Source organism: Massilia sp. LXY-6 (assembly GCF_051233485.1).
In the GTDB taxonomy this organism is placed as follows: domain Bacteria; phylum Pseudomonadota; class Gammaproteobacteria; order Burkholderiales; family Burkholderiaceae_D; genus Telluria.
Map to the genome: position 1 here is coordinate 82605 of NZ_JBKFGF010000021.1, position 12086 is coordinate 94690.

Annotated in this window: 10 protein-coding genes; 6 read left to right on the top strand and 4 right to left on the bottom strand. The window is 64.1% G+C overall.

What is annotated here, in order from left to right; genetic code table 11:
• Window position 1: 1 nt before the first annotated feature.
• Window positions 2–289, top strand: coding sequence for a high-potential iron-sulfur protein (locus tag ACI48D_RS10760; protein ID WP_435571207.1), 288 nt, complete (start codon window positions 2–4; stop codon window positions 287–289).
• Between the two features lie 291 nt (window positions 290–580).
• Here the strand turns inward: ACI48D_RS10760 and ACI48D_RS10765 are convergent, their stop codons facing one another.
• The gene (locus ACI48D_RS10765) at window positions 581–1258 is read right to left on the bottom strand and encodes a hypothetical protein (protein WP_435571208.1); all 678 of its coding nucleotides are present in this window, start codon (window positions 1256–1258) and stop codon (window positions 581–583) included.
• Window positions 1259–1284: 26 nt separating this feature from the next.
• Window positions 1285–3312, bottom strand: coding sequence for an alkaline phosphatase family protein (locus ACI48D_RS10770; protein ID WP_435571209.1), 2028 nt, complete (start codon window positions 3310–3312; stop codon window positions 1285–1287).
• On the opposite strand from ACI48D_RS10770, the gene ACI48D_RS10775 reads away from it, so the two are divergent.
• Window positions 3311–3436: a hypothetical protein gene (locus ACI48D_RS10775; RefSeq protein WP_435571210.1), complete on the top strand. Its 126-nt coding sequence runs from the start codon at window positions 3311–3313 to the stop codon at window positions 3434–3436. The genes ACI48D_RS10770 and ACI48D_RS10775 overlap by 2 nt on opposite strands.
• Before the next feature lie 155 nt (window positions 3437–3591).
• Here ACI48D_RS10775 and ACI48D_RS10780 read toward each other — a convergent pair whose 3' ends face one another.
• Together ACI48D_RS10780 and ACI48D_RS10785 are read right to left on the bottom strand one after the other, a co-directional pair.
• On the bottom strand, window positions 3592–5064 hold the full coding sequence (locus tag ACI48D_RS10780) for a CehA/McbA family metallohydrolase (protein WP_435571211.1): 1473 nt from the start codon (window positions 5062–5064) through the stop codon (window positions 3592–3594).
• 58 nt (window positions 5065–5122) lie between these two features.
• Window positions 5123–7603, bottom strand: a complete 2481-nt coding sequence (locus ACI48D_RS10785) for a TonB-dependent receptor (RefSeq protein WP_435571212.1) — start codon at window positions 7601–7603, stop codon at window positions 5123–5125.
• A gap of 332 nt (window positions 7604–7935) precedes the next feature.
• Between ACI48D_RS10785 and ACI48D_RS10790 the strand changes: the two genes are divergently transcribed.
• The 4 genes from ACI48D_RS10790 to ACI48D_RS10805 all read left to right on the top strand — a co-directional run bounded on the left by ACI48D_RS10790 (window position 7936) and on the right by ACI48D_RS10805 (window position 12006).
• Window positions 7936–9732 (top strand): IlvD/Edd family dehydratase, encoded by a 1797-nt coding sequence (locus tag ACI48D_RS10790; RefSeq protein WP_435571213.1) that lies wholly within the window; start codon window positions 7936–7938, stop codon window positions 9730–9732.
• A complete protein-coding gene (locus tag ACI48D_RS10795) occupies window positions 9729–10151 on the top strand; it encodes a VOC family protein (protein ID WP_435571214.1) in 423 nt (140 codons plus the stop codon). The genes ACI48D_RS10790 and ACI48D_RS10795 overlap by 4 nt, the downstream gene beginning before the upstream one ends.
• A 186-nt stretch (window positions 10152–10337) precedes the next feature.
• The gene (locus tag ACI48D_RS10800; RefSeq protein WP_435571215.1) at window positions 10338–11129 is read left to right on the top strand and encodes an ABC transporter ATP-binding protein; all 792 of its coding nucleotides are present in this window, start codon (window positions 10338–10340) and stop codon (window positions 11127–11129) included.
• Between the two features lie 4 nt (window positions 11130–11133).
• Window positions 11134–12006, top strand: a complete 873-nt coding sequence (locus ACI48D_RS10805; RefSeq protein WP_435571325.1) for an ABC transporter permease — start codon at window positions 11134–11136, stop codon at window positions 12004–12006.
• Window positions 12007–12086: the final 80 nt, after the last annotated feature.

Here is a 12086-nt window from a genome sequence, read left to right on the forward strand (position 1 = left end):
TATGAAGCGGAACGACATGGACCGGCATGAACGGGCGCGCCGCCGTCTGCTGAAGCAGGCAGTGTGCTTCCCGGTGGCCGTCATGGTGCTGGGGAGCGGCGGCGCGGCGCGGGCCGGGACGGCATCGAAAGAGGATTTCCACTACCAGGACCATCCGAACGAGGGCAAACGCTGCGCGATGTGCACGGCCTTCAATCCGCCGGCGCAGGGACAGGCGCTCGGCACCTGCAACGTGGTGGCCGGCCCGGTCAGCGCGGACGGATGGTGCATGGCCTTCAACCCGAAATAGGCGGTGCTCGAGGTGTCATGGCGAGCACCACCCCGGCCAGGCTGCCATCCTCGCGCCATCCGCCCATCATGCGGAACCGGACCCGTCACCGGGCTAGGCCATGCCACCCGGAAGGGCGTGATGCTCGGCCTGCGGCATCAGTTCTAGCCGATCCGGTTGTTTATCGCATCAAGCCTGCGCTCGGATCCAGGCCACGATTCCGTTCACGCTGCGTGGCGCAGTTTTCGTCCAACACACTAATGCGGCGGCTGAAGGCGGTCGAAGCGGCGCGACGCCGCCGTTCAGCCCAGGTCAATCCCGCTCGATATCCTGGTTCGCGTCGGTGCGGATGAATCCGGCGTCTTGAATCTGGAACACCGTTGCCGCGATCGGCTTGTGGTCCACTTTGGTCACACGCCAGATGGTATGCCCGTTCTCGGTCTGGATCAGCATCGGCAGGCTGCTCCTCGCACTCCAGCATAAACGGGTAAAGCGCCCGGGTTGAGTCAACTCATACCATGTGCAAGGTTCGACCGGTTTTTCGCTACCGGCCGGCGCGCTGGCCGCGACCAGCCGGTACTCGCCCACCGGATGGCGCAATCCATGCCCGAGGTCGAACCAGTCGGCAAAGCTCCCGATGCGGTACAAGTTGTCGCGGTCGATGTCAGTACGAATCTTTCTTTTCAGGTCGAGCGCGGACAGATGAAAATCCGGTACGCCAGACTTGCGCAGCGCGTAGGTTTCGGCCGCATCGTCGGTGCGGCGCTTGATCCGGCGTTCGCCGTCGCGCCACACCTCGACTTGATGGGTGGCGCCGTGCGACACATAGGTCGCTTCGAAATGGGTGGCATCTGGCTCGCCCTTGGTATGGAATGCCTGCTCGAACGTCAGGTCCTTGGCTTGGGCGGGAAAGAAAACTGCGGCTGCCGCGCAGAGCACGGCAAACCGCAGATTCTGCCGCCCCTGCTTACGGGGATGGGCAAATTTCAAATCAGACTCCAGCTTGTGTCGGCGGCTTACTTGCGTACCGCCTTTGCGTAATCAAAGTAACGATAGGTCTTGCCGTTCACGGTCAGGTCCTTCACCCCCAGCTCGATGCTGTAAGTGCCCGCGGCCAGTGCCGTGTCCTTGGTCGTTCCAGTCGGATCGGTCGGCAGCTCGAACGACAGGCCGGTGGCGGTGCCGCCCGGGGTGACGGTCGATGCGAGCACGGTCGGGGCCGTCGCGTTCGACGGCACGCTCAACGCTTCGTTCAGCACACGGCCATCGGCTTGCGGCATGGACAGCCCGAGCAGGTAGGCGACGGTGGGCGCCACGTCGACGTTGCTTGAAGGCGTGGAGACGATCTTCGCGCCCAGGAACGACGGGCCGCTGGCGATCAGGGTGTTGTGCACGTCCGAGATGCCGAAGCTGCCATGCATGCCGCGCTGGCCGCCGACGCTTTCGAACTCGATGCCAGGCATTCCCTGGACCGACGTGTTGTAGTCCCAGTTGAAAGACACGACCACGTCGGGCTGACCGTTGCCCTGGCGGTTCGCGTTCTCGAGATTCACCTGGGCCAGCGACAGCGTGCCTGGAATCGCACCGTAGCGGCTGTCGACGAAGATCGCACCGTACTCCTCACGTTGCTGCAGGGTCTTGACCAGGTTCCTGATCGTCGCCGGGTCGTGGCTTGGTACATAGAAGTAATCCGATCCGCCGTTTGCCGCGACCACGATGCCGTTGGCCGGCAGGCTGCCCGGTGCCGGAACCTTGAAGCTGGCCACCGGCTTCGGCAACGATGCGCTGATGGCCTGGTACTTGGCGTTCGCCGTCCCACAAAGACTGCCCGTGGCGTCGACCTTGACCGGAACAGTCGGCGTGCCGGATGCGCCGAGGCCATACATGGCGCTCGTCGAGCAGCCCGAGCCATCATAGGCATTGAAACCGCGGTAGGTCAGCAGGTCGGCGGAACGCACATCGCCGGAGAACGAATAACCGTTCGGATCGAGCGCGCCAAGGGTCGCGGCGCTGGTGCCGCTGGTCGCGCCATTCACCGGTGTGCCATTCGGCGGCGTAGCGGACGCCGTGATCGCGCGCAGCGGATACAGGTTCAAGGGGCCCGACACGCTCGAGTGGCCATGGTCGGAAACGATGACGATGTTGGTCGATTTGTCCATGCCGTTGGCGCGCAGGCCCGCCATCAGTTCGCCAAGGCGCGCATCCTGCGAGCGCAGGCCTGCCTTCATGTTGGCGCTGCCCGGGCCATAGCCGTGCTCGACGTTGTCGGGGGTGCGGAACCAGATCAGCGACAGCATCGGCTTCTTCTGCGGCAGGATGTACTGGGTGAACACCGACATCATGTACTTGTTGGCAGCATCCTCCGGCGCGCCTTGGGTCGTGTCGCCCGAGTCGCGCGCCGCGATCGCCAGCTGGCCGTTGGGGTCGTAGGCAGTGGTGTTGAAGGTGATGTAGCCGGCACGCGCGGTCGGGTTGCCGTTGTTGGCGGCGAGGGTGACCGCGTCGGTGCCCGAGTAATCCTTGACGATGTTGGCAGGCAGCGCAATGCCCTGGCTCTGCAGCTCGGCCGCCAGGCTGCGTGGCTTGACCGTGTTTTCGTCGAGGAAGTAGCCGCCCTTGCCGAGATCCTGGATATAGGCGGCCCCCGACTTGCCGATCACGGCCGTGGTCAGGGCGGCGCCTTGGGCGGTAGCGAACAGGCTCTTCACCAGCAGCAGCTGGCCGCCGTAGTAGTTGTTCAGCGTGGTCAGGACCTGGTAGTCCTCGGTAAAGACCGGATCCTGGTAATCCTGGCTGGAACCGCTGGCGGAGTTGCCGGCCGGGATGGTGCTGGCGCTACCCTGCGGCGGCGTCCAGAACGTGTTGCCGTAGAAGCCGCTGGTCTTGGGGAAGGACCCGGTGGCGAACGACGACGCGTTCATCATCGTGAAGGTCGGATAGGTCGAGTGGTTGTCGCTGAAGTTCACGCCGGCCTGGCGCAGCGCGTACAGGTTCGGTGTGTCGGCCGCGTTGACCGAATCCGGCCGCAAGCCATCCCAGACCATGACGATGGTCCGCGTAGGCTGCGGTGCGGCGGGCGTGCCGGAATCGCCGCTGTTCCTGCTGGGAGAGTCGCTGCCGCACGCGGCAAGCAACGCGCTTGCTGCGAAAGGCACGATCAAGGCGTAAGGTAATTTCACTGGCTTATCCCCTGGAAATCGAAAAGATGAGAGAGTCGAACGCAAAAAGTCTGCATCGTTTCATGCGTTACAAACTTGGCGGCGATGATGCCGCCGCGGTGTGACATCGGCATGACAAGCGCGGCCGGGTTTGCGTTTGCCGTATTACCGTCTGTTCATGTAGATCGGATTACCCAGCAGGAGCAGCTTGCCCTGCCCGTCGCGCACCTCGACGCGCAGCCAGTGCGGATTGCCGTCGCTGCGCCATGCGAAACCGCGATGCCAATCCTCGCTCCCGACCCCGGCCTGCGCCAGAAGCGCCGCCGGCGTGCCGTCGACCAACACCTCGATTCGGGCACCCGCCGCATGCGCAACATGCACGTCGAACCGGACCGGCATGCCGGCGGGCGCGGCCAGGGCGTCGCCCATCATCGCGCGCTCCTCGCCGGCCTGCGCGCTCAGCTCCAGCAGCCGGTCCGCGCTGCCGGCGACGTCGACGAACACGTGGCCGGCGCGGATCGCCTCCAGAACGGCCAGCTGCGACAGCGCGCGCGCGTACACGACGGTGGTCGGCGCCCCCGGCGGCCCCTCGGAACGGTCGGCATGGTGGTTGTCGCTGCCGCCGATCGCCGTGATGCGCAGGCCGTGCCGCAGCTGGCTGGTCCAGAACGGGATGCCCGACCATCGCGTGTCGGCGTCGCCGCCGTTGACCGCCTCGATCGCCTGCACCAGGCGCATGTCGGTGGGCTGCTCCCATCCGCAGCCCATGCATTGTTCGCCCGACGGCCGCACCGGATGGTTGATCGAGACCAGTCCGTGCAAGGCGGCGGCGTCGCGCAACAAGGTGTTCGCGTCGCGTCCGGTGCCTGTGCCGATCCGGAAGTCGAGCGGGGCGAGGGTGCCGAACAGGTTGGCGTGGCCGAAGAAGGTCGTCACTTCGCGGCCCGGCATCAGGAGCAGGTCGTCGAAGTACGGCTGTAGTTCGCGGATCGCATTCGCATGCGAGACGGTGTTGTGCTCGGTGATGGCGATGAAGTCGAGCTTGCGCGCACGCGCGGCCACTGCAGTCAGGAACAGGGGGCACGGCGCGCTCCCCTTGCCGCTCGCGGTCGCGCAGCTGCCGTCGCTATGCCCGGTGTGCATGTGCAGGTCGCCGCGGTACCACGCGGCGCCGGTGCGCAGCGGCGCGCGCAGCAGCGCCGGTTCGTCGGCCGCCGCCAGGCCGTGCGAGAAGTAGACCTTCGCCGTGTAGTCGGCGTGCCCGTTGGGACGCATATTGGGAATGCCGAGCAGCAGCGCCCACTGGCCGGCTGCGGGTGGCGTCGGCTGGTAGGAAGGGGTGGCGTCGGTGCTACTGATCGTCAACACGCTTTTGTTGCCGCCGCTCCAGCCGCGCAGTTCACCGCCAGGGCCAAGCAGGCCGAGGTCGATCACGCTGCGCTGCTCGCGCCCGGTGTAATCGAATTCGATCGTGATGCGCTGCACGCCGGCAGGGACCGTGAACGGCACCTTGCGGTAGGTCTGGTGGTCCGCACCGGAAAGGCTGCCGTGCAGCACAAGGTCGGGGGCTGCGGTGTCAGCCGCGATGGCGCTGCCGGCGCACGCCAGCAGCAGGGGGATCAGGAAAAACAAGCGCATGGGGCCTCGAATGAAGTGGCGGACGGCCGCGGCCGGGCCGTCCGCCGCAGGGCTGGGATCAGAAGTCGTACTTGACTGCCACGCGCACGGTGCGGCCAAGGACCGGGCGGGCAAGGAAGGTGTTGGCGCCGGCGTCGGCGTTTTGCAGCTCGCCGGCGCGCGGGTTGCCTTCCGTCAGGCCTTGCGAATTGTTGATATTGTCAACGTACAGGAAGCCCGACAGGCGCGGCGTGAACTGGTAGCGCGAGGAGAAGTTCAGCACGCGGTAGGCCGGCAGGCGCACCGAATTGGCCGAGTCGACAAAGCGCATGCCTTCGTATTCGTACGACAGCTGCAGCCGCAGCGCATCGCCCAGCAGGTTCAGGCCCGGCACCAGCCGGTAGCTGACCTTCGGCACGCGCACCAGCCGGTTGCCGCTAAAGTCGCGCAACACGGGCTGGTTGTTCACCTTGTCGGTATAGCTCAGGTTGCGGTACTGCGGATCCTGCAGCGTCATGTTGAAGCCGAGGTCCCCCCAGCTCGCCGGGCGCAGCGTGCCTTCGAGCTCGAGGCCATAGGTGCGGGTCGAGGCGTAGCCGGTCTGTGGCGCCGCGCTGGCATTGTTCAGGCTGAACATGTAGTTGGTGTAAGCGACGTTATCGTATTTCGAGTAGAACAGGGTCGGGTACAGCTCCACCATGCCACTCTTGTACTTGTACCCCGCTTCGGCCAGGTCCATCGTCTGGATGATCGGCTTGGCGCCCGGGCTGGTGATGTAGGAACTCAGGTTGGGCAGGCGGAACGCCTTGGTCCAGCGGCCGAACACGCCGGCGTTCTTCGCCAGCTGGTAGTTCGCGCCCAGCGTCCAGCCCGCCTTGTCGAAGCTGTAGTCATAGCTGTCGAACACGCCGCTGCCGGTGCGGATTTTCGAGCTCGCAAACGTGCCAAGGTCGACGTAGGTCGGACGTTCCGTCTCGCCTGCGGTGTTCACGCGCTCCCAACGCACGCCGCCGTCCAGGCGCAGCGGGGCCGTCACTTGCCACTCGTCGGCCAGATACAGCGCGTGGGTCTTCGAGGTGCCGTGGGCGTTTTCCCATTCGTAGCCATCGTTGTAGATGCCGTGTTCGGTGACGGTGCCGAGGCGCTTGCCGGTGGCGCCGCTGCCCACCAGATCCAGCAGCGGCGCCTGGCTTTGCGCGCCCAGCAGCACCGACGACGAGTAGCGCTTGAAGCGCTGGTTGAAACGTGCGAAATAGTAGCCGGCGGTGAGGTCGTGGTTCGCCCCGCCAAGTACGAAGCGGCGCGACAGGCGGGTGTCGTTGATCACTTCGTCGAGCGGCATCGTCACGGCACGCAGGCCGCCGACGATCATCAGGCCGTTCTGGTCAACGTAGAACGTACCCGGTTTGTTCGCATACTGCAGCGACAGAGCGGTCGCGCCCGGCACGCGCGGCAGCAGGCCGGCCGACTGCGCGAGGAAGGCCGAGACGCTCTGCAGCTGGTTGGCGAATACGCCGTTGCGCTGGGTATGGGTGCTGGAATAGCGCAGCGATTCGTTGAGCTTCCAGTCATTGCCAAGCTGCTTGTCCAGGTTCAGGCTGAGCTGATCGCGGCGCACATGCGTGCCTTCGGTATTGTCGAAGTGGTAGGTGCCGCCGTCGCCCATCTTCATGTCGACCACGCGGGTGTCGGGTCCCGCGACCGTGCCGTAGTTGCCGTCGAAGCCGGGCAGCGCGCGGATTTCACCATCGCCATAGGTGCGCATCGGGATCGCCAGGAACAAGGCCACCTTGTCGTCGAGGTGCTTGGCATCGATCGTGATGCGGCCATGGTCGACGTCCTTGACCAGCTTGAGACGCACCTGGCCACCGTCGTTGGTGCGGTAGCCCGGGCTGCGTACGCCGTTGTCGACGCGGTAGAAGCCACCGGCGCCGATCCCCCAGCCGTCGGCCAGCGGCGTGGCGTACCAGAAGTCGACCCGGCGTTGGCCGCGGTTGCTCATCGTGTATTTGAGCAGGCCATTCGGCGTGTCGCCGATTTCGCGCGACAGGAAGTTGATCGCGCCGGCCGGCGCATTGGTGTAAAAGACGGCGGACGGTCCGCCGCGCACCACTTCGATGCGGTCGATGGTTTCGTCGAGCCGGAATGCCTGGTCCGCGTTCAGGTAGCCGAGCGAGGGATCATGCTGGACCGGGATGCCGTCTTCGAGCAGCGTGACCGAGCCAAAGCCGTCGACCGGAATGCCGCGTGCACGGATGTTGCCCGACGCTTCGCCGCCGGAAGACTCGACCCAGAAGCCGGGCACCGATTTCATGGCCTCGGTGACCGAGGTCGGGGCTTGCATGCGCAAGCGCTCTTCGTCGATGGTCGTAATCGAATAGCTGGCTTTGACCTTGGTGTGCTTGGCTGCCGTGCCGGTAACAACGACGACGTCGGGGCGCGCGGCATCGGCCGCGGCGGGTGTTTCCTGTGCGTGCAGAGGTGAGGCGGCGATGGCGGCCAGGGCGGCGCCACTGGCGTAGGCGGTGCGGATTGCGCGGGCGATAATGGAAGACTTCACTGTATTCCTTTGTGACGATGATGACCAGCGGATAGCCGGCGGACCGATGGGCGGGTGCCATCGGCTGAGCACAGTAACAATCCAAGATGTAAATATGATGACAAGCGAATTCGTGTGCGGGACCGGTCGCGCAAGTCGAGGAATTGATACGGAACGGAGGGAAGTCGTGCGCAAGGGGAGCTGAAAAAGCCTTAATAGTGGCAACGAATGTTGTTCTATGAGCACGTTATATCGCAAAGACCGATAACAAAATGTCTTGAATAAAGCTTGCACTCAAGCAGTCGCTGGCATACTCTTATTGAAAATATTATCAATAATAAGGGACGGCGCGAATGGGTGATACCGACGATTCGAACGAGAGCATGGAACTGGGAGAGAGTGGCTTACGCAAAGGACTCACCAGTTATGGCGACAGTGGTTTTTCGCTTTTCCTGCGCAAGGCATTCATCAAGGGGGCCGGATATAGCGACAGCGCGCTGGATCGTCCGGTCATCGGCATTGCCAATACCGGCAGCGCCTTCAATCCCTGTCATGGAAACATGCCGCAGCTGGTCGAGGCGGTCAAGCGCGGGGTAATGCTGGCGGGCGGCCTGCCGATGGATTTTCCGACTATCTCGATCCACGAAAGTTTCGCGTCGCCCACCTCGATGTACCTGCGTAACCTGATGTCCATGGATACCGAGGAAATGATCAGGGCCCAGCCGATGGATGCCGTGATCCTGATCGGAGGCTGCGACAAGACAGTGCCGGCCCAGTTGATGGGGGCGGCGTCGGCCGGCATTCCGGCGATCCAGTTGGTCACCGGTGCGATGCTGACCGGATCGCACCGTGGCGAGCGGGTAGGGGCCTGTACCGACTGCCGCCGTTTCTGGGGCAGGTACCGGGCCGAGGAAATCGACGGCGAACAGATCGCCGAGGTCAACAACCAGCTCGTCGCCAGCGTCGGCACGTGTTCGGTGATGGGCACCGCCAGCACGATGGCCTGCGTTGCCGAAGCGCTGGGTATGATGGTGCCCGGCGGCGCCGCGCCGCCCGCCGTCACCGCCGACCGTATCCGGGTTGCCGAGCAGACCGGCGCGACCGCGGTGGCAATGGCCCGCTCCGGCCTGACCCCCGACAAGATCATGACCGCCAAGGCCTTCGACAACGCCGTGCGGGTGCTGCTCGCAATCGGCGGCTCGACCAATGGCATCATTCACCTGACCGCGGTGGCCGGCCGCCTCGGCATCGATCTCTCGCTCGACCGGCTCGACGCGCTGGGGCGTGAGACGCCGGTGCTGATCGACCTGAAGCCGTCGGGCCAGTACTACATGCAAGATTTCCACGATGCCGGCGGCATGCAGGCATTGTTGCGGGAGCTGCGCCCTTTGCTGCACCTCGACGTGCTCACGGTCACCGGGCGCACGCTCGGCGAAGAGCTCGACCGCGCCGGTCCCGGCTTTGCCCAGGCGGTGGTGCGTCCGCTCGCGGACCCGATCTACCCGCAGGGCGGCATCGCGGTCCTGCGCGGTAACCTCGCGCCCGGCGGCGCCATCATCAAGCAGTCGGCAGCCAATCCCGCGCTCATGGAGCATGAGGGGCGCGCCGTCGTGTTCGAGAACATCGACGATCTGGTGCGACGCATCGACGATGAGGCGCTCGACGTGCGTGCCGACGACGTGCTGGTGCTTAAGCAAATCGGCCCGACCGGCGCCAGCATGCCGGAAGCCGGCTATATCCCGATTCCGAAGAAGCTCGCGCGCGCTGGCGTCAAGGACATGGTGCGGGTATCCGACGGGCGCATGAGCGGCACCGCCGCCGGCACCATCGTGCTGCACGTAACGCCGGAAGCGGCGATCGGCGGCCCCCTGGCCTACGTGCGCAACGGGGACCGCATCCGCCTGTCCGTGAAGGCGCGCGAGATCAGCCTGCTGGTGTCCGCCGACGAACTGGCGCAGCGCGCGCGCGAACAGCCTGCGACCCGGCCGAGCGCGGCGCGCGGCTACCGCCGGCTGTTCCTGAATAGCGTGACCCAGGCCGACCGCGGCGTCGACTTTGATTTCCTGCGCGCGGCCCCGGCGCCAGGCACCGCTTCCACCGATCGCCCCGCATCCGCCGATGCGCAATCCTTTCCCGCCGAGCCGACATGACGACCACTGCCTTGTTCCACCTCGCTTTTCCCGTGCGCGATATTGCCGAAGCCCGCCAGTTCTATGGCGGCTTGATCGGATGCCCCGAAGGCCGCAGTGCGGCCCACTGGGTCGACTTCGACTTCTACGGCCACCAGCTCGTTGCCCACCTGGCGCCCGACGAATGCGGCCACAAGGCGACCAGTGCAGTCGACGGCCACGAAGTGCCGGTACGCCATTTCGGCGCAATCATCTCCTTGGCCGAATGGGAAGCCTTGGCCGACCGGCTGCGCAAGGCCAACATCGAATTCGTCATCGAGCCCTACATTCGTTTCCAGGGCGAGCCGGGCGAACAGGCCACCATGTTTTTTCTCGACCCATCAGGAAACGCCCTGGAATTCAAGGCGTTCGCCGATCTCAGCCAGGTATTCGCGAAATAAACCTTCCGCTTGCGCCTGAATCCGCGTGACAAGCACCCCGACCGCGCATGCGGCGGGGCTGCAACACGCGCATACGGCCCGCTTTCGTCGTTAAACATATTTCCGACATTATTATCAATAATTCGTGACTAAGTCGTTTTTTGGGTTTATTCTTGACTAATCAGAACATGTAAAACAGGAGACAGCATGCTCGAAGATGCTTCGATACCGTTGCTCGATGTACATGGAGTGACACTGCAGTACAAGACCCGCGACCACCTCATCACCGCGACCTACCGGGTGAATTTCAAGGTGCTCAAATCCGACCGTTTCGTGCTGCTCGGCTCATCGGGCTGCGGCAAGTCGACGCTGCTCAAGGCAGTTGGCGGCTACCTGGCGCCGACCGAAGGCGAAATCCGCCTGAAAGGCACCCCGGTGCGCGGCCCGGGGCCGGACCGGATGATGGTATTCCAGGAATTCGATCAATTGCTGCCCTGGAAGACGGTCAAGGAAAATGTCATGTTTGCCCTCGAGACCTCGGGCCGGCAGAAGGGCGCCGCAGCACGCGACAAGGCGATGCAGTACATCGAGAAGGTGGGGCTGGCCAAGTTCGCCGACAACTATCCGCATACCTTGTCGGGTGGCATGAAACAGCGTGTTGCGATCGCGCGCGGCATGGCGATGGAGCCGGACATCCTGCTGATGGACGAACCCTTCGCGGCCCTCGACGCGCTCACCCGCCGCAAGATGCAGGACGAGCTGCTCGACCTGTGGGACGACACCAAGTTCACCGTGCTGTTCGTCACCCACTCGATCGAAGAAGCCATCAAGGTCGGCAACCGGATCCTGCTGCTGACGCCGCACCCGGGCCAAGTGCGGGCCGAACTCAGCAGTGTAGAGCGCGACCAGCTCCTGACTGACCAGGCGCGCGTGCTGGAAAGCCGTATCCACAATATGTTGTTCTCCCCGGAAACCGCGGCCGAGGTGTCCCATGCTTGATTCCATGAGGTCGGAGCACACTGTGCGCAGTCATGAAGTGATCCACGAAATCGTATCGGCGTCGGAGTTCGGCGTCATCCAGAAGAAACTCTCACCATGGGAAGCGGTGTACCAGATCGGCGCGCTGCGCAAGGGCGTGATCCTGGTCGTGCTGGCGCTGGTGTGGGAATGCTATGCGCGCTCGGTCGGCAATCCGCTGATGTTCCCGACTTTCTCCTCGACGATGGAGGCGTTCGCCCAAGGCCTGCTGTCGGGTAGCCTGATCGTCAAGACCTGGACTTCAATCAAGGTGCTGCTGACGGGTTACGCGGCCGGTATTGCCCTGGCCGGACTGTTCACCGTCATCGCCATCAACTCGCGGATCGGCACCGACCTGCTCGAAACGCTCACCGCGATGTTCAACCCGCTGCCGTCGATCGCCGTCCTGCCGATGGCGATGGTCTGGTTCGGCCTGGGGACGCAGAGCCTGGTCTTTGTCCTGATCCACTCGGTCTTGTGGGCGGTTGCGCTGAATACGCACACGGGCTTCACCTCGGTGTCGAATACGCTGCGCATGGTCGGCCGCAACTACGGCCTGCGCGGTTTCTCCTATGTGGGCAAGATCCTGATCCCGGCCGCCTTCCCCAGCATCCTGATCGGCCTGAAGGTGGGCTGGGCATTTGCCTGGCGTACCCTCATCGCCGCCGAACTGATCTTTGGCGTCAGCTCCGGCCAGGGCGGGCTCGGCTGGTTCATCTACGAAAACAAGAACCTGATGGATATCCCGAACGTGTTTGCCGGGTTGTTTTCGGTAATTTTCATTGGGCTGATCGTCGAAAATCTGATTTTCCGCACCATCGAAACCCGTACCTTGCGCAAGTGGGGAATGCTGAATTGAACTGAAGTGAACGAAGCGTAAGTCCGCCTCACTCAACCATAAACAGGTGCCGGACAGGCGCCACAGGAGACGAGAATGAA